General features: G+C 73.8%; 27 protein-coding genes and 1 pseudogene. 19 read left to right on the top strand and 9 right to left on the bottom strand.

Features of this window, described 5'->3' with window-relative positions; all coding sequences use genetic code 11:
• Positions 1 to 105: 105 nt before the first annotated feature.
• From ACLBYG_RS23475 to ACLBYG_RS23460, 4 genes are read left to right on the top strand one after another with little or no spacing between them, the layout of a single operon-like run.
• Positions 106 to 1,650: an acetolactate synthase large subunit gene (locus ACLBYG_RS23475; protein WP_056526133.1), complete on the top strand. Its 1,545-nt coding sequence runs from the start codon at positions 106 to 108 to the stop codon at positions 1,648 to 1,650.
• Positions 1,647 to 4,004 (top strand): penicillin acylase family protein, encoded by a 2,358-nt coding sequence (locus ACLBYG_RS23470; protein ID WP_447683077.1) that lies wholly within the window; start codon positions 1,647 to 1,649, stop codon positions 4,002 to 4,004. Before ACLBYG_RS23475 ends, ACLBYG_RS23470 begins: the two co-directional genes overlap by 4 nt.
• A 31-nt stretch (positions 4,005 to 4,035) precedes the next feature.
• Positions 4,036 to 5,508, top strand: coding sequence for a M81 family metallopeptidase (locus ACLBYG_RS23465; RefSeq protein WP_447683076.1), 1,473 nt, complete (start codon positions 4,036 to 4,038; stop codon positions 5,506 to 5,508).
• Positions 5,505 to 6,647 carry a M20/M25/M40 family metallo-hydrolase gene (locus ACLBYG_RS23460; RefSeq protein WP_447683075.1) on the top strand — a complete coding sequence of 381 codons (1,143 nt, stop codon included), beginning with the start codon at positions 5,505 to 5,507 and terminating at the stop codon, positions 6,645 to 6,647. Before ACLBYG_RS23465 ends, ACLBYG_RS23460 begins: the two co-directional genes overlap by 4 nt.
• A 17-nt stretch (positions 6,648 to 6,664) precedes the next feature.
• On the opposite strand, the gene ACLBYG_RS23455 is transcribed toward ACLBYG_RS23460, so the two are convergent.
• Positions 6,665 to 6,829: a hypothetical protein gene (locus ACLBYG_RS23455; protein WP_447683074.1), complete on the bottom strand. Its 165-nt coding sequence runs from the start codon at positions 6,827 to 6,829 to the stop codon at positions 6,665 to 6,667.
• Positions 6,830 to 6,902: 73 nt separating this feature from the next.
• Positions 6,903 to 8,297, bottom strand: a complete 1,395-nt coding sequence (locus ACLBYG_RS23450; RefSeq protein WP_447683073.1) for an amidase family protein — start codon at positions 8,295 to 8,297, stop codon at positions 6,903 to 6,905.
• A 317-nt stretch (positions 8,298 to 8,614) separates the two neighbouring features.
• On the opposite strand from ACLBYG_RS23450, the gene ACLBYG_RS23445 reads away from it, so the two are divergent.
• Positions 8,615 to 8,776 carry a hypothetical protein gene (locus ACLBYG_RS23445; protein WP_012317896.1) on the top strand — a complete coding sequence of 54 codons (162 nt, stop codon included), beginning with the start codon at positions 8,615 to 8,617 and terminating at the stop codon, positions 8,774 to 8,776.
• Between the two features lie 63 nt (positions 8,777 to 8,839).
• Here the strand turns inward: ACLBYG_RS23445 and ACLBYG_RS23440 are convergent, their stop codons facing one another.
• Both ACLBYG_RS23440 and ACLBYG_RS23435 read right to left on the bottom strand, forming a co-directional pair.
• Positions 8,840 to 9,763, bottom strand: coding sequence for a metallophosphoesterase family protein (locus tag ACLBYG_RS23440; RefSeq protein ID WP_447683072.1), 924 nt, complete (start codon positions 9,761 to 9,763; stop codon positions 8,840 to 8,842).
• A gap of 61 nt (positions 9,764 to 9,824) precedes the next feature.
• Positions 9,825 to 10,316: pseudogene (locus ACLBYG_RS23435) on the bottom strand (VIT1/CCC1 transporter family protein); the annotation flags it as partial.
• Between the two features lie 295 nt (positions 10,317 to 10,611).
• Here ACLBYG_RS23435 and ACLBYG_RS23430 point away from each other — a divergent pair.
• The 3 genes from ACLBYG_RS23430 to lpxK are packed head-to-tail and all read left to right on the top strand — an operon-like array spanning position 10,612 to position 13,705.
• Positions 10,612 to 11,397 carry a lysophospholipid acyltransferase family protein gene (locus tag ACLBYG_RS23430; RefSeq protein WP_447683071.1) on the top strand — a complete coding sequence of 262 codons (786 nt, stop codon included), beginning with the start codon at positions 10,612 to 10,614 and terminating at the stop codon, positions 11,395 to 11,397.
• Positions 11,394 to 12,725 carry a 3-deoxy-D-manno-octulosonic acid transferase gene (locus ACLBYG_RS23425; RefSeq protein ID WP_447683070.1) on the top strand — a complete coding sequence of 444 codons (1,332 nt, stop codon included), beginning with the start codon at positions 11,394 to 11,396 and terminating at the stop codon, positions 12,723 to 12,725. The genes ACLBYG_RS23430 and ACLBYG_RS23425 overlap by 4 nt, the downstream gene beginning before the upstream one ends.
• Positions 12,725 to 13,705 (top strand): tetraacyldisaccharide 4'-kinase, encoded by a 981-nt coding sequence (lpxK, locus tag ACLBYG_RS23420; protein ID WP_447683069.1) that lies wholly within the window; start codon positions 12,725 to 12,727, stop codon positions 13,703 to 13,705. The genes ACLBYG_RS23425 and lpxK overlap by 1 nt, the downstream gene beginning before the upstream one ends.
• Before the next feature lie 16 nt (positions 13,706 to 13,721).
• Here lpxK and ACLBYG_RS23415 read toward each other — a convergent pair whose 3' ends face one another.
• Positions 13,722 to 13,940: a DUF2093 domain-containing protein gene (locus ACLBYG_RS23415; protein ID WP_020093695.1), complete on the bottom strand. Its 219-nt coding sequence runs from the start codon at positions 13,938 to 13,940 to the stop codon at positions 13,722 to 13,724.
• Between the two features lie 26 nt (positions 13,941 to 13,966).
• Positions 13,967 to 14,989: a bifunctional riboflavin kinase/FAD synthetase gene (locus tag ACLBYG_RS23410; protein WP_447683068.1), complete on the bottom strand. Its 1,023-nt coding sequence runs from the start codon at positions 14,987 to 14,989 to the stop codon at positions 13,967 to 13,969.
• A 276-nt stretch (positions 14,990 to 15,265) separates the two neighbouring features.
• Here ACLBYG_RS23410 and ACLBYG_RS23405 point away from each other — a divergent pair, with 276 nt between their 5' ends.
• The 6 genes from ACLBYG_RS23405 (at position 15,266) to ACLBYG_RS23380 (ending at position 19,392) form a co-directional block, all read left to right on the top strand.
• Positions 15,266 to 15,649 carry a response regulator gene (locus tag ACLBYG_RS23405; RefSeq protein WP_012317888.1) on the top strand — a complete coding sequence of 128 codons (384 nt, stop codon included), beginning with the start codon at positions 15,266 to 15,268 and terminating at the stop codon, positions 15,647 to 15,649.
• 110 nt (positions 15,650 to 15,759) lie between these two features.
• A complete protein-coding gene (locus ACLBYG_RS23400; RefSeq protein ID WP_020093693.1) occupies positions 15,760 to 16,293 on the top strand; it encodes a protein phosphatase CheZ in 534 nt (177 codons plus the stop codon).
• 133 nt (positions 16,294 to 16,426) lie between these two features.
• Positions 16,427 to 17,215: a creatininase family protein gene (locus ACLBYG_RS23395; RefSeq protein ID WP_447683067.1), complete on the top strand. Its 789-nt coding sequence runs from the start codon at positions 16,427 to 16,429 to the stop codon at positions 17,213 to 17,215.
• A gap of 70 nt (positions 17,216 to 17,285) precedes the next feature.
• On the top strand, positions 17,286 to 18,035 hold the full coding sequence (locus ACLBYG_RS23390; RefSeq protein WP_447683066.1) for a DUF1223 domain-containing protein: 750 nt from the start codon (positions 17,286 to 17,288) through the stop codon (positions 18,033 to 18,035).
• 110 nt (positions 18,036 to 18,145) lie between these two features.
• The gene (locus tag ACLBYG_RS23385; RefSeq protein WP_020093690.1) at positions 18,146 to 18,703 is read left to right on the top strand and encodes a sigma-70 family RNA polymerase sigma factor; all 558 of its coding nucleotides are present in this window, start codon (positions 18,146 to 18,148) and stop codon (positions 18,701 to 18,703) included.
• Positions 18,703 to 19,392, top strand: a complete 690-nt coding sequence (locus ACLBYG_RS23380; RefSeq protein ID WP_447683102.1) for an NrsF family protein — start codon at positions 18,703 to 18,705, stop codon at positions 19,390 to 19,392. Before ACLBYG_RS23385 ends, ACLBYG_RS23380 begins: the two co-directional genes overlap by 1 nt.
• Before the next feature lie 63 nt (positions 19,393 to 19,455).
• Here the strand turns inward: ACLBYG_RS23380 and ACLBYG_RS23375 are convergent, their stop codons facing one another.
• Positions 19,456 to 19,947, bottom strand: coding sequence for a YcgN family cysteine cluster protein (locus ACLBYG_RS23375; RefSeq protein ID WP_020093688.1), 492 nt, complete (start codon positions 19,945 to 19,947; stop codon positions 19,456 to 19,458).
• 314 nt (positions 19,948 to 20,261) lie between these two features.
• Here ACLBYG_RS23375 and ACLBYG_RS23370 point away from each other — a divergent pair, with 314 nt between their 5' ends.
• From ACLBYG_RS23370 to ACLBYG_RS23355, 4 genes are all read left to right on the top strand, one after another.
• The gene (locus tag ACLBYG_RS23370) at positions 20,262 to 22,559 is read left to right on the top strand and encodes a transglycosylase domain-containing protein (protein ID WP_447683065.1); all 2,298 of its coding nucleotides are present in this window, start codon (positions 20,262 to 20,264) and stop codon (positions 22,557 to 22,559) included.
• A gap of 4 nt (positions 22,560 to 22,563) precedes the next feature.
• The gene (locus ACLBYG_RS23365; RefSeq protein WP_020093686.1) at positions 22,564 to 23,247 is read left to right on the top strand and encodes a DUF1214 domain-containing protein; all 684 of its coding nucleotides are present in this window, start codon (positions 22,564 to 22,566) and stop codon (positions 23,245 to 23,247) included.
• A complete protein-coding gene (locus ACLBYG_RS23360) occupies positions 23,235 to 23,894 on the top strand; it encodes a DUF1254 domain-containing protein (RefSeq protein ID WP_107351944.1) in 660 nt (219 codons plus the stop codon). Before ACLBYG_RS23365 ends, ACLBYG_RS23360 begins: the two co-directional genes overlap by 13 nt.
• 97 nt (positions 23,895 to 23,991) lie before the next feature.
• On the top strand, positions 23,992 to 24,957 hold the full coding sequence (locus ACLBYG_RS23355) for a PLP-dependent cysteine synthase family protein (RefSeq protein WP_447683064.1): 966 nt from the start codon (positions 23,992 to 23,994) through the stop codon (positions 24,955 to 24,957).
• Positions 24,958 to 25,024: 67 nt separating this feature from the next.
• On the opposite strand, the gene ACLBYG_RS23350 is transcribed toward ACLBYG_RS23355, so the two are convergent.
• Positions 25,025 to 25,855, bottom strand: coding sequence for a hypothetical protein (locus ACLBYG_RS23350; RefSeq protein WP_447683063.1), 831 nt, complete (start codon positions 25,853 to 25,855; stop codon positions 25,025 to 25,027).
• Positions 25,856 to 25,908: 53 nt separating this feature from the next.
• Positions 25,909 to 26,121 (bottom strand): hypothetical protein, encoded by a 213-nt coding sequence (locus ACLBYG_RS23345; RefSeq protein ID WP_042674087.1) that lies wholly within the window; start codon positions 26,119 to 26,121, stop codon positions 25,909 to 25,911.
• A gap of 436 nt (positions 26,122 to 26,557) precedes the next feature.
• Here ACLBYG_RS23345 and ACLBYG_RS23340 point away from each other — a divergent pair, with 436 nt between their 5' ends.
• Positions 26,558 to 26,851, top strand: a complete 294-nt coding sequence (locus ACLBYG_RS23340; protein ID WP_447683062.1) for a hypothetical protein — start codon at positions 26,558 to 26,560, stop codon at positions 26,849 to 26,851.
• Positions 26,852 to 26,855: the final 4 nt, after the last annotated feature.

The raw sequence follows: 26,855 nt of genomic DNA, 5'->3' as shown, positions 1-26,855 counted from the left end.
TTGCGCGTGGCGCCCGCTGCGCCACGATAATAAAAAATGCGAGTCGCCGGCCCGGACGGCCGGCCCCCGAAGGAGACGCCCGTGACCGACGAGACGCCGCGCGCCATGAACGGGGCCGAGAGCTTGGTCCGGACTCTCGTGGAGGGCGGGGTCGAGGTCTGCTTCACCAATCCCGGCACCTCCGAGATGCACTTCGTCGCCGCCCTCGACCGGGTCGAGGGCATGCGCTGCGTCCTGTTCCTGTTCGAGGGCGGGGCGACCGGCGCCGCCGACGGGTACGCCCGCATGGCCGACAAGCCGGCCTCGACCCTGCTCCATCTGGGGCCCGGGCTCGCCAACGGGCTGGCCAACCTCCACAACGCCAAGAAGGCGCGCACCCCCGTCGTCAACATCGTCGGTGAGCACGCCACCTACCACCGCGAGTACAACGCGCCGCTCACCTCGGACATCGAGGGGCTGGCCCACCCGATGTCCTCCTGGGTGCGGACCGGCATGAGCGCGACCGAGATCGGCTCCGACGGCGCCGCCGCCATCGCGGCAGCCCGGACCGCCCCGGGACAGGTCGCGACCCTGATCCTGCCGGCCAACACCGCCTGGGATCCCGGCGCCGGCCCCGCGCCGGTGCCGCCGATCCCCGAGCGGGCGCGGGCCGGCGACGACGCAATCGCGGCGGCCGTGAAGGCTCTCCAGAGCGGCGAGCCGGTGCTCCTGCATCTCGGCGACCGGGCCGTGCGGGGCGAGGGCCGGGTCATCGCGGACCGGATCGCCCGCAAGACCGGCGCCCGGCTGATGGCGATGACCTCCAACGCCCGGATCGATCGCGGCGCCGGCACCGTGCCAATCGAGCGCCTCCCCTACCCGATCGACCAGGGCATCGACGCCCTGAAGGGCTTCCGCCACATCATCCTGATCGGCGCGACGCCGCCGGTGGGCTTCTTCGCCTATCCGGGCAAGCCGAGCCTGCTGGCGCCGGAGGGCAGCACCACGATCACGCTGGCTACGCCCGAGGAGGACCAGATCGACGCCCTTGAGCGGCTCGCCGAGGCCGTCGCGGCCCCGCCGGCCGAGCCGGTCGCCGTCGGGCCGCGCCCGAAGCTCCCGACCTCCGGTCCCCTCGACCAGGACACGATCGGGCAGGTGCTCGGCGCACTGATCCCCGAGGGCGCGGTGATCTGCGACGAGTCGATCACCACGGGCCGCAACTTCTTCGCCCTGACCCGGGATGCCGCGCCCCACACCTGGCTGCAGCTCAGCGGCGGCTCGATCGGCCTCGGCATCCCGATGGCGACCGGCGCCGCCGTGGCCTGCCCCGACCGCAAGGTCATCAACCTGCAGGCCGACGGCAGCGGGCTCTACACGGTGCAGGCGCTCTGGACCCAGGCCCGCGAGCACCTCGACGTGGTGACGCTCGTCTGGTCGAACCGCTCCTACGCGATCCTGCGGGCGGAGCTCACCAATGTCGGCGCGCTCAATCCCGGTCCGAAGGCGCTGGGCATGCTCAGCCTCGACGATCCGGCCATCGACTGGGTGAGCCTCGCCCGCGGCTTCGGCGTCGCGGGGCGGCGGGTCGAGACCCTGCCGGACTTCATCGAGGCGTTCCAGAACGCGCTGGCCAGCAAGGGGCCGCATCTCATCGAAGTGGCTCTGTGAGCGGGACGGCCTACGCCCTCCCCGGCCTCGACGGGCCGGCGGAGATCCGCGTCGACCGCTGGGGGCTGGCGCACATCCGCGCCGGCACCGCGCTCGACGCGTTCCGCGCGCAGGGGTTCAACGCCGCCCGGGACCGGCTCTGGCAGCTCGACCTCTGGCGCAAGCGCGGCCTCGGCCTGCTGGCGGCGGATTTCGGACCCGGCTACCTCGCCCAGGACCGGGCCGCCCGGCAGTTCCTCTACCGCGGCGACATGGCGGCCGAGTGGGCGGCCTACGGGCCGCAGGACACGCGGGCGATCGTCACCGCCTTCGTGGCGGGGATCAACGCCTACGTCGCCCTCACCAGGGCGCGGCCCGACCTGCGCCCGCCGGAATTCGCCGTGACGGACACGCGCCCGGCCCTGTGGCAGCCGGAGGACGTGGTGCGCATCCGCAGCCACGCGCTGATCCGCAACGTCCTCTCCGAGGTCGCCCGCGCGCGGGTGCTCGCCCGGGCTCGGAGCCCGGCGGACGGGCTCGCCGTCGACGACCTGCGCAAGCGGATCAGCCCGCCCCACGAGCCGGTCATCCCGGACGGGCTCGACGCCGCCGACTGGCCCGACGACCTTCTCGACGCCTTCAGGCTGGCCACGGCGACGGTGGGGTTCGACCCGGACCGGATGGCGGCGACGCGCGCCGAGGCTTGGGACTGGTCGAAGGTGGACGCGCACGGAACCGTCACGCGCGGCCCCCGCGGCGCGGCGAAGGAGCCGGCCGAGGGCTCGAACAACTGGGTGGTCGGGCCGTCCCGCACCGCTACCGGCCGGCCGATCCTCGCGAGCGACCCGCACCGGGTCTACCTGCAGCCCTCGCTGCGCTACGCCGTCCACCTGACCGCGCCGGGGCTCGACGTGATCGGGGCCGGCGAGCCGGCCCTGCCCGGCATCTCCATCGGCCATAACGGCCGCGCCGCCTTCAGCCTCACGATCGCGCCGATCGATCAGGAGGACCTGTTCGTCTGCGAGACCGACCCGGCCGATCCCGACCGCTACCGCTCCGGCGACGGCTGGGAACGGATCGCGCGCGTCGCCGAGCGGATCCCGGTGCGCGGCGGCCCGGACGAGACCGTGATCCTCGGCTTCACCCGGCACGGGCCGGTCCTCCGCGAGGAGAGGGGCCGCGCCTTCGCGCTGCGGACCGTCTGGTCGGAGCCCGGCGCTGCCGCCTATCTCGGCAGCCTCGCCTATCTCGGCGCCACGACGCCCGAGGCCTTCGGCGAGGCCCTGCGCCACTGGTCCGCACCCTCGGTGAACCAGCTCTACGCCGACGCGTCGGGGCGGATCGCGTGGTTCATGGCCGGCAAGGCGCCGGTGCGGCCCGGCCATGACGGGTTGCTGCCGGTGCCGGGCGACGGCCGCTACGACTGGGCCGGCTTCCACGATCCCGGCGCCCTGCCCCGGAGCGTCGATCCGGAAGCGGGCTGGCTCGCCACCGCCAACGAGATGAACCTGCCGCCGGACTATCCCGCGGAGGACCGGAGGGTCGGGTTCGAGTGGGCCGAGCCCTGGCGCGCCCGCCGCATCCGGGCGGTCCTCGGCGGGCAGGACCGGCACAGCCTCGCGGATTCGCGGGCGCTCCAGGGCGACGTGGTCTCCGAGCCGGCCCGGCGGCTGGCCGACCTGATGCGCGCCCTGCCGGCGGCGGACGATCCCGACGCCGCCGCGGCCCAGGCCCTGCTGGCCGCGTTCGACGGCGCGCTGCACCACGGCTCCGCGGCGGCCGCCCTCATCGAGGTGGTCTGGGTGCGGCACCTCCGCCCGGCCCTGGTCGCGGCGCTCGTGCCCGATGCCGGGACGCGCCGCCTCCTCCCGCCCGGCGACACGCAGAGCCTGATCGAGCGGCTGGGGACCGGTCTCGACCCGGCGACCCGCGCGTCCCTGCTCACAGACGCCCTCGGCGCCGGCCTTCGCACCTGCCGGGAGCGGATGGGCACCGATGCCGCGGGCTGGTCCTGGGGCCGCCTGCACCACGCGCTGTTCGCGCACCCGCTGACGGCCCTGGCGCCCGGATCCGGCTGGGATGTCGGCCCGCTGCCCGTGGGCGGCGCCGCGGCATCGGTCATGCACGCGGAGTACCGGACCGACACGTTCCGGCTCACCCACGGCGCCTCGTTCCGCATGGTCGTGGACGTGGGCGACTGGGACCGCTCGGTCTTCATCAACGTGCCGGGCCAGTCGGGGGACCCGGGCAGTCCGCACTACGCCGACCTGGCCCCGGTCTGGGGGCGCCAGGACTACGTGCCGATGCTCTACGGCCGCGCGGCCGTGGACGCGGCGACCGAGACGGTCATCACGCTGACCCCGAGCCCCGCCTGACCCGGCGGCCGGGACGGATTGGGACAGGACCTTGAAGATCTTCATCGCCGGCCTCGCCACCGAGACCAACACCTTCGCGCCGCTGCCCACCGGACGGTCGGCGTTCCACGCCGACTACGCCCGCCGGGACGGCAGCCGGAACCCGCCGAGCCTCAGCAATATCGGCCTCAAGGCCTGGCGCGCGCTGGCCGAGGCGGACGGGCACACCGTCGTCGAGAGCCTCTCGACCTTCGCGCAGCCCGGCGGGATCACCCTGCGGGCCGTCTACGAGGAGCTGCGCGACGCCCTGCTGGAGGACCTGGAGGCCGCGATGCCGGTCGACGCCGTGCTGCTGTTCATGCACGGCGCCATGGTGGCCGAGGGCTACGACGACTGCGAGGGCGACACCCTGGAGCGGGTCCGCGCCATCGTGGGGCCGGAGGCCACGATCGGCGTCGAGCTCGATCTCCACTGCCACCTCACCGAGACGATGCGGGCCAGCGCAGACGTCATCGTGATCTACAAGGAATACCCCCACACCGACATCGTCGACCGCGCCCGCGACCTGTACCCCCTGGTCGTCCGGACCGTGGCGAAGGACATCCGGCCGGTGATGGCCTACGCCGACTGCCGGATCGTCAACATGTGGCGCACCAGCCGCGAGCCGGTCGCGGGCTTCGTTCGCCGGATGGAGGCGCTGGAGGGGCGCGACGGCATCCTGTCGGTCTCCTTCGGGCACGGCTTTCCCTGGGGCGACGTGGCCGACGTCGGCGCCAAGATGCTGGTCGTGGCCGACGGCGATGCCGGCAAGGCGCAGGCGCTGGCCGACGAGCTGGCCGGGGCCGTCTGGGCGATGCGGGAGGAGGCGGCGAGCCACTGCGACACGATCGACGCGGCCATCGACCGGGCGCTCGCCTCCGGCGACCCGCGCCCGATGGTGCTCGCCGACTTCGCCGACAATGCCGGCGCGGGCGCACCCTCCGACAACACCGCGATCCTCGCCCGCCTCGCCGAGCGGGGCATCGCGGACGTGGCGCTCGGCCTGATCTGGGATCCCGGCGCGGTCGGCATCTGCCACGAGGCCGGCCTCGGGGCGACCTTCACCCTCCGGATCGGCGGCAAGTGCGGCGTGACCTCCGGGAACCCGGTGGACCTGCGCGTCACGGTCCGCGGCCTGTCGGACGACCACAGCCAGACCGGCCTCAGCGGCGGCCGGGCCCAACTCGGCCCCGCGGCCTGGGTGGAGGCGGACGGGATCCACGTGGTGCTGACCCACAAGCGCCAGCAGGCCTTCGCGCCCGACGCGTTCACGGGCCTCGGCCTGAGCCTCGACGACAAGCGGATCGTCGTGGTGAAGTCGATGCAGCACTTCTACGCCGCCTTCGCGCCGATCGCGAGCGAGGTCCGCTACGTCGCGGCGCCCGGCGCCGTCCCGCCGGATTACGGCGCGATCCCCTACACCAAGCGGTCCGGCCTCTACTGGCCGCGCGTCGCCGATCCGTTCGCCGAGGAGAACGCCCGATGATCCCGGACCTGTCCTTCGACGCGCGCGAGATCCTCGCGACCCTGCAGCCCTGGGTGCTGTGCGAGAGCCCCACCCACGACGCGGCGGCGGTCAATCGCATGATGGGCGTCGCCGCCCGCGACCTCGCGCTTCTCGGGGCGACCGTCGAGACGATCCCGGGCCGCATGGGCCTGAGCGACTGCGTCCGCGCCCGGTTCCCGCACCGGGACCGCGACGCGCCCGGCATCCTGGTGCTCGGCCACCTCGACACGGTGCATCCGGTCGGCACCCTCGGGAGCCTGCCGTGGCGGATCGAGGGCGACCGCGCCTACGGTCCCGGCATCCTCGACATGAAGGGCGGCAACGTCATCGCGCTCGCGGCGATCCGCGCCCTGGCGGCGGCCGGGATCGAGACGCCGCTGCCGGTGACCGTCCTGTTCACCGGCGACGAGGAGATCGGCAGCCCCTCCACCCGCGACCTGATCGAGGCGGAGGCCGCCCGCCACGCCGTCGTGCTGGTGCCCGAACCCGGCCAGCCCGAGAACGGGGTCGTCACCGGCCGCTACGCCATCGCCCGCTTCGACCTCGAGGCCCTGGGCCGCCCGAGCCACGCCGGCGCCTCGCCCCACGAGGGGCGCTCGGCGATCCGCGCGATGGCGCGGAAGATCCTCGCCATCGACGCGCTGTCGGACGCCGACTGCACCGTCTCGACCGGGATCGTCTCGGGCGGGCAGTGGGTGAACTGCGTCCCGACCGTCTGCCGCGGGCAGGCGCTCAGCATGGCCAAGCGGCAGGCCGACCTCGACCGCGGCGTCGAGCGGATGCTGGCCCTGTCGGGCGAGGAGGACGGCGTCCGCTTCACGGTGACCCGCGGCGTGACCCGGCCGGTCTGGGAGCCGGATGCCGGCTGCATGGCGCTCTACGAGCAGGCGCGTGCGCTGAGCGAGGCGCTCGGCCAGCCCCTGCCCCATCGCAGCGCCGGCGGCGGCTCGGACGGCAACTTCACCGGCGCCAACGGCATCCCGACCCTCGACGGGCTCGGACCGCTGGGCCAGGGCTACCACACCCTGGAGGAGCACGTGCTGATCGAGACCCTGCCGCAGCGGGCCCGGCTCTTCGCGGCCCTGCTCGCCAACCTCGGAGCCGCCGGCCGGCCGTGAGGTCGGCCGCGCCGCGATCAGGCGCGACCTCGGCCGAGGGCCGCGACCGCCAGTGCGCCCAGCAGGCTCCCGGCCGTGCCGCCGCCGAAAAAGCCCGCCAGGGCGACGAGCGGTCCCGACAACGCGGTCAGGAGACAGAGCAGGGTGCTTCCGAGGCACCCGCCGGTGGCGATCATCGACATGCCGCGCCTTATGCAACCAATGGTTGTAGAAGCGGGGCGGCGACGGTTCGGTTCCGGCGGACGCGGTTGCGCCTCAGGCCGGGTCGACCGGCATCTCCGGCACGCCGCCGGCCTCGATCGCCGCGCCGGCCGCGAGGCAGAGGTCTTCCCGGTAGCGGGCGGCGACCAGCTGCACGCCGACGGGTGTCCGCCCGACGAGGCCCGTCGTCACCGTGAGCGCCGGGACGCCGATCGGCGCCAGCCCGACCTGCAGCAGGTTCGCCTCGAAGGCCCGGGCGATCCCGGCATCGCCGGTGCGGTCGAGCCCGTCCGGGAAGGGCAACTCCCCCGAGACCGGGACCAGCAGCACGGGGTTCTCGGCCAGGAACAGCGCCCAGTCCCGCGCCAGCGTCGCGCGCCGGGTCAGAGCCCGGGCGATGGCGTCGGGCGCCATCGCCTCGGCCCGCGGCCGGAAGCTCTCCAGGAGGCCGATCGCCGCCGGATCCCCTTCCCGCTCGGCCGCGGCCCGGACCGCCGCGTAGCCGTCGCCGAGCCAGAGCTGGAGCTGCAGCTCGCACGCCTCCCGGATCGGCGGGGTGTCGGCGATCTCCGTGACCGCCCACCCGGCCTCGCGCAGGCGCCGCGCGGCCTCGCGCAGGGCGGTCTCGACCTCCGGTGCGGTAGCGAGCCCCCCGGGCCGCACGCAGAGCGCGACCTCGCGCGCGACGGGCGGTCCCTCGAGCGGTGCCGGCACCCACCACGGGTCGCGCGGGTCGGGCGCCGCCATGACCTCGAGGCCGAGGCGCACGTCGGCGATGCTGCGGGCGAGCGGGCCCGAGACCGCCATCAGCTGGGGGCCGATGCCGCGCTCGGGCGAGGACGCGTTCCAGGCCGGGATCCGGCCCAGGCTCGGCCGCAGCCCGTGCACCCCGCAGGCATAGGCCGGGTAGCGCACCGAGCCGGCGATGTCGGTGCCGTGGGCGATGGCCCCGATCCCGGCCGCCACCGCGGCGCCGGCGCCGCCGGAAGAGCCGCCGGGCGTCAGCGCCGGGTCGCGGGGATTCTTGGTATCGCCGTGGAGCTGGTTGGTGGTGAACCAGCGCAGCGAGAAGGCCGGCGTGTTGGTCCGCCCGAGCAGCACGGCGCCGGCCCGGCGCAGGTTGGCGACGACGGGATTGTCGTCCGTCGCCACGAGATCGCGCTGGAGGCGCAGCCCGTTCGTCGTCGCGAAGCCGCGCTGGTCGGCGTTGACCTTGACGGTGACCGGCACGCCCGCCAGCGGACCGGGGGCCTCGCCGCGCGCCCGGGCGGCGTCCACCGCGTCCGCCTGCGCCAGCACGTCCTCGGGCCGGTGCTCGACCACGGCGTTGATCCGCCCGTTGACCGCGTCGAGCCGGTCGAGGGCGTCCCGCGCCACCTCCCGGGCCGAGACCTGGCCGGAGCGGATCAGGGCCGCGAGGTCGGTCGCCGTCAGACGCCAGAGCTGCATGGGGTGTCCTTTCGCGCCCGGACGGGCGGGATCCATCCTACGATTCGCACCGCCCGGGCGGCTCCCGGCCGGCCCGCGCAGCATATTCAAAATGCAAGACGGCGGCCGCTTTTTTGCGCACCCGCGGATCGCGAGGCCGGCCAAGGCTTTGCCGCATTGCAGCAGAAGGACCTAAGCATTTCGACGTATACGACCCTTGCCACCTTTGGAACGACTGATAACCTCGCCCTCGTTCGCGCGTTCGACCGGCCAATCCAGCGAGAAGGGACGATTTCCTCAGACGAAAGCAGGCAACCTCCAGCATAAGGCAGGCTCCCATGGCAGAGGTGATTCGCGTCAGGCCGACTCACGACGGCACCTATACCGTGTATCGCGGGACACTCGCGTTGATATGCGGTCTCACCCGCCTCCAGGCCGAGCGCTACGAAGCAAGTCTCAGCCGACAGCAGCGCGCCGACCTCGCGGTCGCCGGCATCTGAACCGCATCGTTGCCGATCATGGGGCCGGCGCCGCCGTCACGACGGCCGTGCCGGCTCACGCCCTCAGGCGTCGCCCGGCGCGCCGAGGTCGAGCGTGCCGAGATCGCCCACGGTGCCCGACGCGTCGAGGCCCCGCCGACGGGCCGTGACCGAGAACCCCTGGTCCACCCGGCCGATCTCGAACAGCAGGTAGGAGGCCCGGCGCGACGCGATCGCGCCGTAACCGTCCGCGCGCGCCGAGGCGGAGGGAGCTCCGATGACCGGGACGGTCCGCCCGTCCGGCCCCGCGATCCGGGCGGTGCTGGTGACGTGATTGTGACCGTGCAGGATCAGGTCCGCGCCGGCCCGCCCGATCATCGCGGTGAACGCCGCCGCGTCCTTGAGCTCGCGGCCCGGCGAAGCGCCGCCGGGCTGCGGCGGATGGTGGATCATCACCACACGGAACGGACGACCGGGCTCGGTGGCCAGGGCGCGGAGCAGGGTCTCGGCCGCGGCGAGCTGCGACGCGCCGAGGCGGCCGGTCGCCACGAAGGGCTTCGTCGGGATCGCGCTGGACAGGCCGACCAGGGCCAGCGGGCCGCGCCGCCGCAGGTACGGGAAGTGGCCCCAGGAGCCCGAATCGTCCCCCGTGTAGCGGCCGCAGGCGGCGAGCAGGCCTTCCAGGGAGCCGCGGACATAGGCGTCGTGGTTGCCCGGCACGAAGCTCACCACTTCGGGGGATCCGAGGGCTTCCAGGAACGTGCGGGCGGTCTCCCACTCGCTGGGCAGGCCGATGTTGCACAGGTCGCCCGTGCAGGCGACGTGCCCGGCCTCCTGCGCCTTCAGGTCGGTGACCAGGGCCTCCAGCACGGTCATGTCGTGGCTGCGCGAGCGCCCCCGCCGCCAGTTGGCGTAGCCGGTGGCGCGCTTGCCGAGGAGCTGGCGGAGGCGCACCGGCCCGAGGGGCCCGACATGCGGATCGCTGAGATGGGCGAGGCGGAAGGTCAACGCCGGTGGTCACCCTCGACACGGGGAAAGGCGCCCCGCATCGCGGGCGCGGCGCGTCCCGTCAAGCGCTTCCGATCAGCATCCCGACCACCAACACCAGCGCGCCGCCGAGCATGACCTGCAGGGCCGCGCGCCAGAACGGCGTCGCCATGAAGCGCGTGCGGATCGCCGCGATGACCGCGAGCTCCACGATCACCACCAGAACCGCGAGGCTCGTGGCCAGGACGAACGGGTTCGGCCAGCCGGCCGGGAGCGTGTCCGGGATCGCGTAGGGCAGCGTGTGGCCGAGGCCGCCCAGCGTGGTCATCGCCCCGCAGACCAGGCCGCGCAGCCACGGATCGCCGCGGCCGGTGACGGCGCCGTCGTCCGACAGGGCCTCGGTGAACCCCATGCTGATGCCGGCCCCGACCGAGGCTGCGAGCCCCACCAGGAAGGTCGCGCCGTTGTGACCCGTGGCGAAGGCCGCTGCGAAGATCGGCGCGAGGGTCGAGACCGAGCCGTCGATCAGGCCGGCGAGGCCGGGCTGCACGTAGCGCAGCACGAAGGCGCGGCGCGCCTCGGCGTGCAGGTCGGCGGCGCTGTCGAGGGCGGCGGCCATGCGAATCTCCTTCTTTGGATCCATTCCAATCTATAGTCTGGAATTGATCTAAACAAGGCCCGCTGCCGTGTTTTCGCCGCGCCGCGGGAGCATTCGCGGCGTCGGAACGCCCGCCGATCCCGGCGGCCTAACCGTGTGGTTGTGGACGAGGCCGATTGTCTCGTCTCCGGAGCGGGAGCTAGACCATGCGCGGTCGAATTCGATCCGGACCTGATCGGGCGGCGGCACGCCGGCCCGCCCCAAGCGTGACATGAGCCTCGGTAAGCGTCTCCTCCGCCAGCCCCCCGTGCAACGCCTCCTCGGCCGTCTCGCGGCGGCCTATCTGCGGCTCGTGCGCCTCACCAACCGCTTCGAGATCCACGCGGGTGAGGCGTCCGCGGGCGCGGCTGACGGGTGGATCGACGCGCGCACGCCGCTGATCCTCGGCATGTGGCACGGCCAGCACATCATGATGCCGCTCCTGCGCCGGCCGGGCGACCGCGTGGCGACGATCATCTCGCGGAACCCGGACGGGAACATCAACACCATCGCGCTGGAGCGCTTCGGGATCCGGGTGATGCGCGCCTCGGGCGCCCGCGGCCGCGGCCGCGCCACCGATCAGCGCGCCAAGGGTGGCGCGGAGGGCTTGCGGGCGATGCTGCGGGCGCTGAAGGCCGGCGAATCCGTGGCCTTCAGCGCCGACGTGCCGAAGGTCTCCCGCCGGTGCGATGCCGGGATTCTCACCCTCGCGCGCTTCTCCGGCCGGCCGATCGTCCCGGCGGCCGTGGTGACGAGCCGGCACCTGCGCTTCAGTTCGTGGGACCGGGCCTGCCTCGGGCTGCCCTTCGGCCACGGCGCGATCGTGCTGGGCGACCCGATCTACGTCCCGCGGGACTGCGAGGGCGAAGCATTCGAGACGCTCCGCCGCTTCGTCGAGGCCGAGATGAACCGGGTCCACGCCCGTGCCTACGCCCTCGTCGGGCGCGCCGACCGGGCGGCGCTCTACCGCGACCAGATCCCCGAGATCGGGCAGGCGCCGGTGGGAGACCTCGCGTGAGACGCCCCTCCGTGACCCTGCCGCTACAGGCCTACCGGGCCGGCCTGCGCATCGGCGAGCCGGCGCTGACGGGCCTGCTCGCGTGGCGCGCGCAGCGCGGCAAGGAGGATCCGCGCCGGCTCCCGGAGCGGCGGGGCCTGCCGGGCCGGGCCCGGCCGGTCGGGCCGCTCGCCTGGATGCACGGCGCCAGCGTCGGCGAAGCCCTGTCGCTGATCGGGCTCGTCGAGGGCATGATCGCCCGCGGCTTCTCGGTCCTCGTCACCACCGGCACGCGCGCGGCCGCCGAGCTGGTCGGCGTCCGGCTGCCCCCGGGCGCGGTGCATCAGTACATGCCTCTGGACGCGCCGCGCTGGGTCGGACGGTTCCTCGACCACTGGCAGCCGGACCTCGCGGTGATCGCCGAGTCGGAGATCTGGCCGAACACGATCCTAGCGCTCGACGAGCGCGAGATCCCGCTGATCCTGGTCAACGGGCGCATGTCGGAGCGCTCGTTCCGGGGCTGGGAGCGCTGCCCGCGCACCGCGAAGGCGCTCTTGGCGCGCATCGCGATCTGCCTCGCGCAGACCCAGGAGGACGGCGAGCGCTTCGCCAAGCTCGGCGCGCCGCGGGTGAGCATCGCCGGCAACCTGAAATTCGACGCCTCGGTGCCGCCGGCCGACGCGCAGCAGCTCGCCTATCTGGGATCCATGGTGGCCGGCCGGCCGGTCTGGGTCGCGGCGAGCACGCATTCCGGCGAAGAGGCCATGGTCGCCTACGCGCACGCGATGCTCAAGGCGCAGTTCCCCCAGCTCCTGACCATCATCGCCCCGCGTCATCCGGCCCGGGGGGGCGAGGCCGTCGCCTGCGCGAACGCCGTCGGCCTGCGCAGCGCGCTGCGGTCCGCCGGCGGGCGGCCCCATCCGTCGACCGAGGTCTACGTCGCCGACACGATCGGCGAGCTGGGGCTGTTCTACCGCCTCAGCCCCCTGGTGTTCCTCGGCGGCTCCCTGGTCCCGCGGGGCGGCCAGAACCCGATCGAGCCGCTGCGGCTCGACTCGGCGGTGATTCACGGGCCGCACACCGAGAATTTCGGCGTGATCTACCACGCCCTCGACCGCGCCGGCGGCGCCATGCCGGTGCGCGACGGCGTCGAGCTGGCGGCGGTCGCCGCCGAGCTCCTCGGCGACCGGGAGCGCCTCGCCGACATGGCCCGCGCCGGGCAGCGCGCCCTGGAGCCGTTCGAGGGGGCGGTGGCGCGCACGCTCGCGGTCCTCGACCCGTTCGTGGCGCAGATGAAGCTCCAGCGCCTCGATCGCGGCAGCCCCGCGCGCCCGCTCGCGCGGGCCTGATGCGACCGCCGGCCTTCTGGGCCGCGGGGCGGGATCACCCGGCCGCGCGCGCGCTGGCGCCGGTCGGCGCGGCCTACGGGGCGCTCGTGGCGCGGCGGATGGACCGCCCCGGCGCGCGAGCCGGCTGCCCGGTCCTGTGCCTGGGCAACTTCACCCTCGGCGGTGCCGGCAAGACGCCGGCCGCCCTGGCGGTCGCGGGCCTCGTCGCCGAACTCGGCGCCGCGCCGACCTTCCTGTTGCGCGGCTACGGCGGCCGGCTCGCGGGTCCGGTGCGGGTCGATCCCGCGCACCACGCCGCCGCCGATGTCGGCGACGAGCCGCTGCTCCTCGCCCGCCTCGCGCCCGCGATCGTCGCCCGCGACCGCCCGGCCGGGGCCGCCCTGTGCCGGAGCCTCGGCGCCGACGTCGTCGTGATGGATGACGGCCTCCAGAACCCGAGCCTCGCCAAGGACCTCAGCCTCGCGGTGGTCGACGGACCCGCCGGCCTCGGCAACGGCCTGCCGTTCCCGGCGGGGCCGCTGCGCGCGCCGCTCGCCCGGCAGTGGCCGCATGTCGGCGGCCTGATCGTGATCGGCGACGGGGCCGGGGGCGAGGCGGTCGCCCGGGCGGCCGCGCGGCGCGGCCTGCCCGTCCACCGGGCGCGCCTCGTCCCGGAGACGGACGACCTGGCCGGCCGCCGCTGCCTCGCCTTCGCGGGGATCGGCCGCCCGGAGAAGTTCTTCGCGACCCTGGCCGAGACGGGGGCGGTGATCGTCGGGACGCGCCCCTACCCCGACCATCATCCCTACCGGGCGCGCGAGCTGGCGGCGCTTTCCGAGGCGGCCCGGCGCCTCGACGCCGAGCTCGTCACCACCGAGAAGGACGCGGTGCGCCTGCCTCGGGCCTTCGCGGCGGGCGTGCGGATCCTGCGCGTCCGCCTCGCGCTCGACGACGCGGAGGCCTTGCGCCGGCAGATCCGCGGCGCGCTCTCCGCACCGTGACCGTCGGGGGCGACCGTCAGGGGCGGCCGGTTTCCTTGAGCCGCCTGAGGATCGCCTCGGGGGAGACGTAGGCCTCCTGGCGGGCGGCGCTCCAGTAGCGCAGGGCGTCCAGCGGGATCGGCTCGCCGGTCACCGCGCAGCGCACGAAGCTGCCGGGCTTGACCACCCGCATGGTGCCGTCGCCGTACTCGACGACCGCCTCGCCGTTGTTCGCGCGCTCGTAACGACCCAGCACGTCCGCCTCCTGCTCGATGGTGCCTTCTACACGATCCGCGCGCGCCGCGATGCCCGCGGGGCTGAGGTCAGCATCGACGGGGTCTCATCCCGCGCCAGCATGGTCCGGGCCGCGGCCGCGTCGACATGCATCCGCTCGACCAGCGCCTCGGCGCTGGCGAACCGCTCCTCGCCGCGGATGTACCCGACGAACTCCACGGCGATGTCCTGCCCGTAGAGATCGCCGGAGAAGTCGAACAGGTAGGTCTCCAGCAACGGTGCGCCGTCGTCGAAGGTCGGGCGGCGGCCGTAGCTCGCCACGCCGTCGCGGAACGCGCCCGAGGCCAGGCGGACCCGCACTGCGTAGATGCCGTGCGCGAGCCCGCAATCGGGCAGCATCACGTTTGCGGTGGGGAAACCCAGTTGGCGGCCGCGCTTGTCGCCGTGGCGGACCGCGCCGAGGACGAACCAGCGGTAGCCGAGCAGCGCGTTGGCGCGGGCGACGTCGCCGGCCGCGAGGGCCGCGCGGATCGCGCTGGAGGAGACCGGCTCGGTCTCGCCGCCGAGGGCGACCGGCGCCACGATGTGGCAGCTCATCCCCGCCTCCCGGCAGAGGTCGGCCAGGATCGCGGGCGTGCCCTCGCGGCCGCGGCCGAAGTGGAAATCGTGTCCGACGACCACGCCGGACAGGCCCAGCGACCGCTTCAGGAAGTCGAGCACGAAGGCGCGGGCGCCGGTCTCCGCCAGGGCCCCGTCGAAGCGGCGCACGATCAGCCCGTCGAGGCCGAGATGCGCGAACACGATCTCTTTGGCGGCGAGGCCGGTCAGCCGGAACATCGGCGCGTCCGGCGTGAAGTAGGCCCGCGGGTGCGGCTCGAAGGTCAGGATCGCGGACGGCCGGCCGGCTGCGCGGGCGGCGTCGCGCACGCTGTCGACGAGCATCCGGTGCCCGAGATGGACGCCGTCGAAGTTGCCGATCGCCGCCACGGCCCCGGCCAGGGCCGGCGGGACGGGGGCGTTGGCGCGGCAGATCGTGAAGGGTCGCGCGGCCGTGTCGTCGCCTGTGGCCATCGGTTCGGGTCGAGTGCTCGGAAGGGTCGGATAGGGTCGCCTGACATGTCCGCGAGGGGCCCGACGCGGCCGGACCCTGCCGAAAGGCGCCCGGAGGGTCAAGCGAGGCGACGCCGCGCGGGCGGCCATGCGCCGCCCGCGTCGATTAACGGCTTCGCAATGCGCATGCCCTATTTGAAATGCTGTGCAGCGCAGCTAAATTGCAGCGTTAGCGAAGCGTTAATCTATCCGGGAGCCGCCGCGGCTTCCCGCCGGGCAATACGGAGCAGTTGTTCGATGGCTCTCGACCTGAGCATGCCGATCCTCGTTGTCGACGATTACCAGACGATGGTCCGCATTATTCGCAATCTACTGAAGCAGCTCGGCTTCGAGGAGGTCGACGACGCTTCCGACGGGACCGAGGCGCTCGCACGACTGAAGGGTCGCAAGTACGGGCTGGTCATCTCCGACTGGAACATGGAGCCGATGACCGGCTACGAGCTGCTCCGTCACGTGCGCGCCGACGAAAATCTTCGGACGACGCCGTTCATCATGGTGACGGCCGAATCGAAGACCGAGAACGTGATCGCGGCCAAGAAGGCCGGCGTGAACAACTACATCGTCAAGCCCTTCAACGCGGCCACGCTGAAGTCGAAGATCGAGGCGGTCTGCGGCAGCTGACCGGCCTCCCGTCTTCGACCACCGCGCGTCCGGACGGATCGCTCCCGCGCCGCCGGACGCCGAGACGTGGCGTGGCCGGCGAGGACGGTCACAGATCCGAGGAGGAGAGCATGTCGTCAGCCGCCGCACGGCAGACCGATCTGCGACTTCGCGAGCCGCAGACCGTGATCTCCGAGCTGATCGAGATCGCGGATTACATCGCCCATCTCCGCGAGGAGATCGGGGCGCTGCGCGCGAACGAGATGAGTCGCGACCGCATTCCCATGGCGCACGAGGAGCTCGGCAGCGTCGTGGAGGCGACCGCCGGCGCCACCAACACCATCATGGAGGCCGCCGAGGCGATGCTCGGTCTGCCCGACGGGCCGGGCTACCGCGACGCGGTCGAGGAGCGCATCAACACGATCTTCGAGGCCTGCGCGTTCCAGGACATCACCGGCCAGCGGATCGCCAAGGTGGTCGAATCGCTGCGCCTGTTCGAGCAGCGCCTCGCCCGCTTCGTCGGCGCCGTGAAGGCCCGCGATGCGGCCTCCATGGATCCCGCCGAGCGTGCCCGGCGGACCCGGGCCGAGGACCTCATGCTGAACGGCCCGCAGGCCGTGGACGCCACGCCCTCCCAGGACGACATCGACGCGCTGTTCGCCTGACGCGATCCGGGCCGGCGCGGGACCGGTTGTCTGAGGAAGGATCGCCGGCGCGACGGTCGACTCGGCGCCGGCCTGCCGGCTAGATCGCTTTCCGGACCCGCCGCGTGCGGGGCGGGCGGAGGCCGCGGCAGAGATGACGGCGCAGTTCTGGTCCGAGCTGACCACCGAAGACTTCACCCAACGGGACATGGGTCGCGCGATCGCCGTGCTGCCGGTGGCCGCCGTCGAGCAGCACGGTCCCCACCTCCCCCTCGCGACCGACACCGTGATCGCCGAGGGCTACCTCGCCCGGGTGCGCGACGGCGTGCCGGCGCATCTCGACGTGCTGCTGCTGCCGGTCCAGCCGGTGGGCAAGTCCGACGAGCACGACGCGTTTCCCGGCACGCTCTCCCTGGAGACCGGGACGGCGCTGGCCGCCTGGACGGGCATCGGCGCGGCCGTCCACCGCGCCGGCTGCCGCAAGCTGGTGATCGTCACGAGCCACGGCGGTAACAGCGCGCTCATCGATCTCGTGGCGGGCGAGCTGCGCGCCCGGTTCGGCATGGTCGCGGTCACGACATCCTGGGCGCGGCTCGGCTATCCCGAGGGTCTGTTCCCGGCGGACGAGATCGCCCACGGCATCCACGCCGGCGGCATCGAGACGGCGCTGATGCTGGCCCTGCGGCCGGACCTCGTCCGGACCGACCGGGTCGAAGATTTCCCGCCGCGCACGCTGTCGATGATCCGCGACTTCACCCACCTGCGCGCCGGCCGCCCCGCCGCCTTCGCGTGGAAGGCCGGCGATCTCCAGGCTTCGGGCGCCATGGGCGACGCGCGGCTCGGCACGGCCGAGGCGGGCCGCGCGGCGCTCGACCACGGCGCCCGGGCCTTCGTCGCCCTGCTGCGCGACGTCGACGCCTTCGAGCTCGCGCCGCCGGTGTAACCGCCGCCGCGCCGCCGCCGAAGGAGCCGGTACGCCGGGTCCGAACCGCCGGCGTGCGGGAGTTCCGGCCATGCGCCCTGCCCTCTTGATCGCCGCCGCCCTGCTGTGCGGCCGCCTCTACCCGGCCGACGCGGCGGAGCGCCCCGTCGTCGTCGAGCTGTTCACCTCGCAGAGCTGCTCCTCCTGCCCGCCCGCGGAGGCGCTGATCGGCCGCCTCGCCCGCGAGCCGGCGGGGGCGCAGGGCGATGTCCTGCCGCTCGCGTTCCACGTCACCTACTGGAACCATCTCGACTGGCGCGATCGCTACGCCCTGCCGGCCGCCACCGCCCGCCAGGAGGCCTACGCGGCCCGTCTCGGCGGACCCACCTACACGCCGCAGGCGGTGATCGACGGGCAGGTCGGGCTGGTCGGCTCCGATGAGGCCGGCCTGCGCGCCGCGATCGCGCGCGCACGGCAGGCCGGGCCCGGCATTCCCGTGACGCTGGCCCGCGACGGCGAGCAGGTCGTCGCGCAGATCGGTGCCGGGGCCGGCGGCGCCGCGGGCCGCGTCCTCCTGATCGGGTACGATCCGAGCCACACCACCCGCGTGCTGCGCGGCGAGAATGCCGGGCGCACCATCGAGCAGGCCAACATCGTCCGGTCGGTGCGCGACCTCGGGCGCTGGTCCGGCTCCGCCGCGACCTTCGCGTCGGCGCGTCCCGAGGGCGAGACGGCGGCCCTGCTGCTCCAGTCCGAGGATGGGCGGATCCTGGGCGTCGCGCGCCTCGCCGCGTCTCCCGCAACGTCGCACGCCGCGACGGTCCGGGAGGCCGTGCGATGATCCTCGCCGTCCCGGGCGGGATGCCCGCGCGCGGCTGGGTGCTGGCGTCGGGATCGGACCGTGGGGTAGACACGCCGCGTGCCGGGGGATGGAACGACGGCGGAGCCCGGATGGCGCTCGAACAGGAACTGGCGACTCTGATGGCGGCGGCCCAGGGCGGCGACGCGGCCGCCTATCGCGCGCTGCTGAAGGCCTGTCTGCCCGTGGTCTCGGCGATCGCGCGGGCGCAGGGCGTGCGCGGCGAGGCGGTGGACGACGTCGTGCAGGACGCGCTGATGACCGTCCACCGGGCTCGGGCGAGCTACGATCCGGCCCGGCCGTTCCTGCCCTGGCTGCGCGCCATCACCCAGCGGCGGGCGATCGACCGGCTGCGCCGCGCCGGGCGGCGCCCGCGGGAGGTCAACGACCCGCTGGCCTACGAGGCGGAGGTCGATCCGGGGCCGGCCCCCGGCCACGGGCTGGAGGCGCGGGACCGGGCCGCCGCCCTGGCCAGGGCGGTGGCGGCCCTGCCCGACGGCCAGCGGCAGGCGGTCGAGCACCTGGGCCTGCGCGAGCTGTCGCTCGACGAGACCGCCGCCCTCACCGGCCGCAGCAAGGGGGCCCTCAAGGTGAACCTGCACCGGGCGCTGAAGGCGCTCCGGGCCAGCCTGACGCAGGAGCGGGAATGATGCCCGGAGAGGGGAGCAACTGGGCCGGCGGCGACCTGTCCCGCCACGAGCGGCTGGTCGAGGAACTCGCGGTCGGGCTCGAACCCGTGCGGCCGCTGCCGGCCCCGGAGGCCCGCGCGGCCCTCTGGCTCGGCGTGACGCTGGTGATCGGCGTGGTCCTCGCCGCCTGGGTCGGGACCGGCGGCTTCATGCTGCGCATGCATGTGCCGGATCTGGCCCTCGCGGCGGTGGGCGCCGTACTGACGGCGATCACGGCCGCCTACGCGGCCTTCGCCACCAGCGTGCCGGGACGGTCCGGCCGCTGGGCGCTGCTGCCGCTGCCGCCCCTCGCGCTCTGGATCGGCGCGAGCGGGCTGGGCTGCCTGCGCGACTGGATCGCGCCGGGGGCCGAGATGCACGGCGAGCACCCGATCACGGGCTGCTTCAGCTTCCTGATCTGCGTCTCGGTGCCGCTGTCCGTGCTGATCGTCGTGATGCTGCGGCGCGCCTGCCCGCTGCGGCCGAACCTCACGGCCGCCCTCGGGGGGCTGGCGGTGGCGGCGGCGGCGGCGGCGCTGCTGATGCCGGTCCACCCGCACGACGCCACCGCCACGGACCTGCTGTTCCACGCGGCGGCGGTCGCCATCGTGATCGCGGCGAACGGATTGGCCGGAGGCCGGCTGCTCGGCCGGCACGCCGGGGCCGGCTAGGGCGTACCGACCGAGGCTCGCGAACTCGGCCGATCGCTCGAGGGGACGTCCGGTGCGGTCGCTTCACACCGCGCCGGGATCGAGGCCCGGCCAAGCCACGATCCGGTCCGGCAACTCGTCCTCCGAGAATTCCTCCTCGTTGCCGGCGAGCCGGCCGCGGACCGAGATGCCCGCCTCGTGCACGCTCGCGGCCCGGCCGGAGACCAGGGGGTGCCACGGGTAGAGCGGCTGCCCGTCGCGCACGAGCCGGTACGCGCAGGTCGGCGGCAGCCAGGCGATCGACCGCACCGCCTCCGGCGTCAGGCGCACGCAGTCGGGCACCCGCTTCTGCCGCCGCGCGTAGTCGCGGCACCGGCAGGTGAGGCCGTCGAGCAGGGTGCACCCGATATCGGTGTGGTGGACCTCGCCGGTATCCTCGTCCTCGAGCTTCATCAGGCAGCACCGGCCGCAGCCGTCGCACAGGCTCTCCCACTCGGACGGGGTCATGGCTTCGAGCGTCTTGGTCCGCCAGAACGGCTCGACCGCCCCGCGGCGCGGCGCCTCGGGCTTGGGCATCGGGAAAGTCTCTCGGATGGGAAGTCGCCTCTCTGCCCGAGGCGCGGCACCGCTGCAAGCGTGGCAGCCGAGTGTCGCCGACGGCCGCCCTGCGATTGCCATGCGACCGGATCGCCCCGTCGTGCGTTAAGGCCAAGCTCGTCCGCGGCGAATCACGAGCCTGCGCAGAGCCTCGCCGCCGGTTCCGGATCCTGCTATGGACGTCGGATGCCGTGCGGTGGCGCCGGCGCAGGGTTCGTGTCCGCGGCGCGGGCGCCCGACCATCCGCCGCCAGGATCCGCCGCAGAGGCGCTCGACAAGCCGGGTTCGACATCGTGCGCCTGCCGACGTTCACCGAGATCAAGGTCCGCCTCGAACGCGCCGCCCTCGCCTTCGACGCCTGGGTCAACGCGAGCCTGTACGACGGCGGCCAGTCCACGGGTCAGGCCTACGAGCGCTTCCAGCGCGTCATGAGCCGCTTCGCGGTGCGCGGCTGGAAGCGCGTCGCCCTCGACCTGACGAGCGAGGGAGTGACGATCGGGACCGGCGGCGCCATCCTGATGCTCGCGCTGGCGCAGCCCGCCTTCCAGCTCACCAGCGAGAACTGGCTGAAGCAGCAGGATCTCGCCGTCACCTTCCTCGACCGCTACGGCACCGAGGTCGGGCGGCGCGGCATCAAGCACGACGACTCGCTGAAGCTCGACGACTTTCCCGACATCATGATCAAGGCGCTGGTCTCCACCGAGGACCGGCGCTTCTACGAGCACTGGGGCATCGACCCGATCGGCACGCTGCGGGCGCTGGTGAACAACTCCCGCGGCGGCAGCGGCACGCAGGGCGGGTCCTCGATCACCCAGCAGCTCGCCAAGAACCTGTTCCTGACGAACGAGCGCTCCCTGGAGCGGAAGGTCAACGAGGCGTTCCTGGCCCTGTGGCTCGAGAGCCATCTCACCAAGAACGAGATCCTGAAGCTCTACCTCGACCGCGCCTACATGGGCGGCGGCACCTTCGGCGCGGTGGCGGCGGCGGACTACTATTTCGGCAAGCCGCTCAAGGACATCAGCCTCGCCGAGGCCGCCATGCTGGCGGGCCTGTTCAAGGCGCCGACCAAGTACGCTCCGCACGTCAACCTGCCGGCGGCGCGCGCGCGGGCGGCGGACGTGCTGCACAACATGGTGGAGGCGGGCTTCGTCACCGAGGGCCAGATCCAGACGGCGCTCCGCAACCCGGCGACGCCGGTGACCCGCACCCGCGACATCACCGCCGACTACTACCTCGACTGGGCCTTCGGCGAGATCAAGGCGATGGCCGACGCGGGCAAGCTGCGCAACGACCGCGTGCTGACCGTGAAGACGCCGCTGGACCTCGCGATCCAGAAGCGGGCCGACGAGGCAGTGGCCGACATCCTGCGCAAATCCGGCGACGCCTACGACGTGGACGAGGCCGCCATGGTGATCCTCGATCCCGACGGGGCGCTGCGCGCCATGGTGGGCGGCGCGGATTACGGCGAGAGCCAGTTCAACCGCGCCACCGACGCGCTGCGCCAGCCCGGCTCCTCGTTCAAGCCCTACGTCTACTCGGCCGCGCTCGCCTCCGGGCTGTTCAAGCCCGACACGACGGTGGTCGACAGCCCCGTCTGCATCGGCAACTGGTGCCCGCAGAATTACGGCCGGTCCTATGCCGGACGGGTGCCGATGTGGCTCGCGGTGGCGAAATCGATCAACACGATCCCGATCAAGATCTCGATCGCGCTGGGCAAGGCCATGGGCATCTCCCACGAGGCCAAGGCCGCCAAGGCGGGCCGCGCGAAGATCACGGAACTCGCCCACAAGATGGGCATCACCTCGAACCTGATCGACACGGTCTCGATGCCGATCGGCTCGGACGAGGTGACGGTCATCGACCAGGCGGCGGGCTACGCGGTGTTCGCCAACGGCGGCTTCCGCGCCAAGCCCTACGCGGCCATCGAGGTGAAGAACTCGTCGGGCGAGGTGATCTACCGCCACGCCGACGAGGCGCCCGAGCGGGTGCTCTCGCCCCAGGTCGTGGCGGACATGAACTTCATGCTCAACAAGGTGGTCGAGGAGGGCACCGGCAAGCGGGCGCAGCTCGAGGGCGTGAAGGTGGCCGGCAAGTCCGGCACGACGAACGCCTACCGGGACGCGTGGTTCGTCGGCTACACCGGCAATTACGTCGGCGCCGTCTGGTTCGGCAACGACGACCACACCTCGACCAACAAGCTCACCGGCGGCTCCCTCCCGGCCCAGCTCTGGCACGACGTCATGGAGCCGGCCCACCAGGGCATCGAGATCAAGGGCCTGCCCGGCCTGAAGGAGAGCCCGCGCGCCGCCCAGCAGCAGGCCTCCGGCGGTCCGACCGCGCCGACCGATCCGAATGCCAGCGCCTACGGCAAGCTCTCGCGCCGCTCCTTCGAGGTGATCAGCGGCCTCAACGGCCTGTTCCGCACCGTCGAGCGCGCGCCCGGCTCGGCCGCGGACGCGCCTGCCGGCGCAGGAAACGCGCCGAGGACCGGCCGGAAACCCGGCGACCGGGCGGCGGCGCCGCCGTCGGGTCAGCTGCGCGAGGTCGCCGAGGGCGCCCGCCCGGTCGGCGGCTTCACCGAGGTGCGGTGAGCGCATGAAGCTCACGATCCCCGAGGCGCTCGGCCGGACCTCCGTGTTCGCCGGCGCCCCACGCAACGGCGCTGCGCGCTTCGTCCTGCGCCTCTGGCGCAAGAGCTCGATCGCCGGCCTCGCCGCCTACACCCTGGCGCTGGGCGCCGTCCTGGGACTCGCCAGCGCCGACTGGGCCACGAGCGGCGGCTACCCGTTCGGCGGCGTGCAGGTCGGAGCCTGGACCGCGTGGCCGCGGGCCGGCGCGGCGAATGCCGATCCCTACACCCGCGCCGTCAACGCGCGCCGCGGCGAGATCCCTCTGGCGGTCGGTGAGGGCCTGCTTCTGACCGCGGCGGTCGACGATTCCGGTCAGGCGCTCGACGCGACCTGCACGTACCGGATCGGCGGCGCGACACCGCCCGCCCGCGCCTGGACCGTCACGGTCGCCGGGCGCGGCGCGCGCGAACCCGGCCGCGCGCCGCTGCGCGAGGGCTTCACCTCCACGGAAGTGCTGCGCACGGCCGACGGGCGCTTCACGATCACGCTCGCGCCGGATGTCCAGCCGGGCAACTGGCTCCCGAGCCCACGGGCGAGCGGGCCGGTCCGTCTCGCCCTGCGCCTGTACGATACGCCGGTCGCCGCCAGCGTCGGGTCCCTCGACCGAAGTGCCGTGCCGGCCATCACCCGCGTGGGGTGCGCCCCGTGAGCCTGCGCTTCGTCTACGCCACGCTGATCGGCCTCGTGCTCGCCGGGATCGTCCACATCGCGGCGGTCCTGGCGATCCCCGCCCTGTCGGAGGCCGACGCGGTCTCGCGCGCCCGCACCAGCGAGAACCTGGACCATCCGCAATCGATCTACGCGGTCGCGACCGGCGACGACCCCTCCCCGCCCGAGGCGTGGCTGCCGATCCCGGATCCGGCGGTCGCCGTGGGCGTCTGCGCCTACAACCTCGCGGACGGGCCCATGCGCGTCTCGGCGCGCACCGGTCCGCTGTCGCTCTCGCTCGCCGCGCATGCCCGCCGCGGGGCGTTCTACGCGGTGACCGATCAGGCCGCGGTCCGCGGGGCCCTGGATCTCGTGATCCTGACCCGGGCGCAGTACGACGAGGCGCTGGCCGACGACGACGAGAACGATCCGAGCCGCGACGTGCGCATCGTCGCGCCCGACGCGCGCGGCTTCGTGGTGGTGCGGGTGATCGCCGGTCTCCCGAGCCAGAGGCCCGCCGCCAACGCCGCCGTCCAGGCCGTCTCCTGCACCACCGACACGCCGACGGACGATGCGTCCGCGGGCAAGGACACGCCCGGCAAGGACGCGTCGGGCAAGGATGCGTCGGGCAAGGGAGCGGGACGCTGAGCGAGGACGCCGCACGGGTCCGCGGCGCCGGTCGGCCGGTGCTGAGCCCCCGCGGCCCCGCGTTCTCCCGGATGACGGCGCCGGCCCCGCCGACGCGATGACCGCAGCCGCCGCGACGATGCCGTCCTCGGCCGCCGGGATCACGCGATCCGCCCTCGATCTGATCGGCAACACGCCGCTCGTCGCCCTCGACCGCGTCCATCCCGGTCCGGGCCGCATCCTCGCGAAGGCCGAGTTCATGCAGCCCGGCGGCAGCGTCAAGGACCGCGCCGCCCGCGCCATCCTGCTGGCCGCGCGCGCGGACGGCCGCCTCGCCGCGGGGGCGCCCGTGGTGGAGATGACCAGCGGCAACATGGGGGCCGGCCTCGCGGTGGCCTGCGCGGTCCTGAGGCACCCGCTCGTGGTCACGATGTCGGCCGGGAACAGCCTCCAGCGCGTGCGGATGCTCGAGGCGCTCGGAGCCGAGGTCGTGCGGGTGCCGCAGGTGGACGGCGTCCCGGGGCAGGTCACCGGCGCCGACGTGCGGGCGGCCGCGGACGCGGCGGAGCGCGTCGCGACCGAGCGGGGCGGCTTCTACGTCGACCAGTTCCACGCGCCGGAGGGCCTGCGCGCGCATCGCGAGACGACCGGACCGGAGATCTGGGCGCAATCGTCCGGCCGGGTCGATGCCTGGGTGGCGGCCGTGGGCACGGGCGCGACCTTCCTCGGCGTGGCCGCGGCCCTGCGCGCGCGCAACCCGTCCGTGATCTGCGCCGCGGTCGAGCCGGCGGGCTGTCAGCCCCTCGGCGGATTGCCGGTTACGAAGCACCGGCACGTGATCCAGGGCACCGGCTACGGCAGCGTCCCGCCGCACTGGACGGCCGGCCTGATGGACCTGTCCATCCCGGTGACCGACGCGGCGGCCGAGGAGTGGCGGCGGGCCCTGGCGACGCGGGAGGGCCTGCATGTCGGCTACTCGGCGGCGGCCAACGTCGCGGCGACGGTCGCGCTGCTGTCGTCCGGGCGTCTCCCCCGCGACGCGACCGCCGTCACCGTCCTCTGCGACACCGGGCTGAAGTACTAGGGCCGGCGGAGCCCGGCCTGCCGCCATCCGCGCGGCACGACCTTCATCCCGGGGCGGCCTCGAGCGCTCAGTATTTGACCACCAGCGGTTCCGCCTGCGCGACCGGCGGCGGGGGCGGCAGCGGAACCGGTCCGAGGCCGCACCGGGCCGCGGCGTCCGGCGGCAGGAGCGGGTCGAGCAGGTTGCGGCGCGCGGCCAGCATCAGGATGGACCGCTCGGCCGAGACCGATTCCGGTGCCGGCGCGGCCGCGAACAGGTGCTCCAGCGCGAACCGGTAGCGGGCGAGCCGCAGGCCGGCCTCGAAGCGCACCCAGGCGATCAGGCAGCGGTTCTCGGCGACCCGCTGGACGGCATCCCGCACGGCGGCGTCGTCGAGGGTCTTGGCGAAGGGCAGGCTGCGCAGGCGAGCGGCATCCGCGTCGATGACGCGGGCGGCCAGCGCCACGAAGAGCGGGATCAGCCGCGCGTCGGCGGTCGCGTCGTCGCTGAGCTTCCGGTAGCGGGAGACCGGGGAGCGGGACGGCTCCGCCGTCAGGGCCTCGTAATAGGCGCCGACTTCCTCGTAGCGCCACGTCGGCGGGAGCGCGTGGGCGCTGGCGAGGCCGAACACCGTGTCCTGGAAGGCCGCGAAGTTGCTGGCCGGCGCGACGAACCGCCACGCGCGGTCGCGCAGGGTCAGTTCGTCGTCGGTGAGGCCGGAATCGAGCAGGAGGCGCCCGCGATCCCGGGTGCTGAAGCTGCCCGTCGTGTCGATGAGCCCGTTCCAGACCCCCGTGCGCGGCCGGCCGAAATCGCCGCTCTGGGTGCAGGCCGCGAGCAGAGCGAGCGCGGCGCCGGCGGGGGCGAGGCGCAGCGCGGTGCGCGCGCGGTCGGGCTGCCGGCGATCCGGGGCTGACATGGGAGAACCGTCGGTGGTGTCGCGCAGCCGGGCTGACATGCGCGGGGACGTCCTCAGGACGCGAGGCGCTCGTAGCGCACGCCGAGGAACAGGAGGATCTCGCCGCGCCGCTCGCCGGAGCGCGGGATCCGGCAGGTCCGCCGCGCCTCCGCGCCCGGGAACGGGATCAGGGTGGCGGACGGGGCCTGGGCGGCTCTGCGCGCCGGATCGGCGACGGGCTTCGACGAACGGGCTTCGCCGGTCTCCAGCGGCTTGATGAGGGTCATGGTCTCCGGCTCCTGTCGGCGGTCCGAGCATCTGGCCCGGGCCCTTCGGAGGGCGTCGGCAAGGGCTACCGAAACAATCCAGCACGACGTGGTTAACGGAGTCTTTCCGGGCCCCGGCCGGGAATCGCGGTGCTGGCAGGAGTTGGCGCGTGAATTGCGTGGGTGTTCGCGCCCATGGCGGGCGTTTCCTCCCTTCGACTTGAGGCCCTGTCCGATCCGGACGGGGCCTTCTTATGTGCGGACGGCCCGCCGGGCGGCGGCGCTGTGCGACCCGCGCGCCACACCGCGGCGAAGCGTGGCCGCGACGTTGCCGCGCGGAACCCGTCGGGACCCTCGGCGCTTGCCTACCGCCCGGCCCGACCGATATGCCGGGCACGGGCGATGGCGGGACCGCCGTGTCGGCTCTCCGCCCGATCGAGATTGAGGACACCGCTGAATGCGACTGGTTCCGGAACGATCCCTGCGCGCCTTCCGCCGCTGCGGCTTGGCTACTGCGGCGCTGGCGCTGTTCGCGCTGACCGCCGGCCCCGCCTACGCCCAGCGGGAGGATCAGGGCCTGCAGCTCGGCTGCGCGAACGACTATTTCCGCCTCTGCGCGGGCGTCGATCCGAACAGCCAGGACGCGGATCGCTGCATGATGCGCAACCGCAAGCGCCTGTCCCCGGAATGCCGGGCGGCGATCGGCGACTACGACAAGCGCACCGGCAGCAAGTCCCTGTCCGACGATTGAGACG

The sequence above is a fragment of the Methylobacterium sp. D53M genome, assembly GCF_053345625.1.
Note: the sequence above shows the minus strand (reverse complement) of the source record. Positions and strands in the feature narration are given on the sequence as shown.

Coding starts and splice junctions, on each gene's coding strand:
- ACLBYG_RS23385 (WP_020093690.1), top strand. CDS start 18,146: ATGGCGCTCGAACAGGAACTGGCGACTCTGATGGCGGCGGCCCAGGGC.
- ACLBYG_RS23430 (WP_447683071.1), top strand. CDS start 10,612: ATGAGCCTCGGTAAGCGTCTCCTCCGCCAGCCCCCCGTGCAACGCCTC.
- ACLBYG_RS23390 (WP_447683066.1), top strand. CDS start 17,286: ATGCGCCCTGCCCTCTTGATCGCCGCCGCCCTGCTGTGCGGCCGCCTC.
- ACLBYG_RS23400 (WP_020093693.1), top strand. CDS start 15,760: ATGTCGTCAGCCGCCGCACGGCAGACCGATCTGCGACTTCGCGAGCCG.
- ACLBYG_RS23375 (WP_020093688.1), bottom strand. CDS start 19,947: ATGCCCAAGCCCGAGGCGCCGCGCCGCGGGGCGGTCGAGCCGTTCTGG.
- ACLBYG_RS23340 (WP_447683062.1), top strand. CDS start 26,558: ATGCGACTGGTTCCGGAACGATCCCTGCGCGCCTTCCGCCGCTGCGGC.
- ACLBYG_RS23460 (WP_447683075.1), top strand. CDS start 5,505: ATGATCCCGGACCTGTCCTTCGACGCGCGCGAGATCCTCGCGACCCTG.
- ACLBYG_RS23345 (WP_042674087.1), bottom strand. CDS start 26,121: ATGACCCTCATCAAGCCGCTGGAGACCGGCGAAGCCCGTTCGTCGAAG.
- lpxK (WP_447683069.1), top strand. CDS start 12,725: ATGCGACCGCCGGCCTTCTGGGCCGCGGGGCGGGATCACCCGGCCGCG.
- ACLBYG_RS23405 (WP_012317888.1), top strand. CDS start 15,266: ATGGCTCTCGACCTGAGCATGCCGATCCTCGTTGTCGACGATTACCAG.
- ACLBYG_RS23450 (WP_447683073.1), bottom strand. CDS start 8,297: ATGCAGCTCTGGCGTCTGACGGCGACCGACCTCGCGGCCCTGATCCGC.
- ACLBYG_RS23475 (WP_056526133.1), top strand. CDS start 106: ATGAACGGGGCCGAGAGCTTGGTCCGGACTCTCGTGGAGGGCGGGGTC.
- ACLBYG_RS23395 (WP_447683067.1), top strand. CDS start 16,427: ATGACGGCGCAGTTCTGGTCCGAGCTGACCACCGAAGACTTCACCCAA.
- ACLBYG_RS23350 (WP_447683063.1), bottom strand. CDS start 25,855: ATGTCAGCCCCGGATCGCCGGCAGCCCGACCGCGCGCGCACCGCGCTG.
- ACLBYG_RS23410 (WP_447683068.1), bottom strand. CDS start 14,989: ATGGCCACAGGCGACGACACGGCCGCGCGACCCTTCACGATCTGCCGC.
- ACLBYG_RS23365 (WP_020093686.1), top strand. CDS start 22,564: ATGAAGCTCACGATCCCCGAGGCGCTCGGCCGGACCTCCGTGTTCGCC.
- ACLBYG_RS23455 (WP_447683074.1), bottom strand. CDS start 6,829: ATGTCGATGATCGCCACCGGCGGGTGCCTCGGAAGCACCCTGCTCTGT.
- ACLBYG_RS23445 (WP_012317896.1), top strand. CDS start 8,615: ATGGCAGAGGTGATTCGCGTCAGGCCGACTCACGACGGCACCTATACC.
- ACLBYG_RS23380 (WP_447683102.1), top strand. CDS start 18,703: ATGCCCGGAGAGGGGAGCAACTGGGCCGGCGGCGACCTGTCCCGCCAC.
- ACLBYG_RS23355 (WP_447683064.1), top strand. CDS start 23,992: ATGACCGCAGCCGCCGCGACGATGCCGTCCTCGGCCGCCGGGATCACG.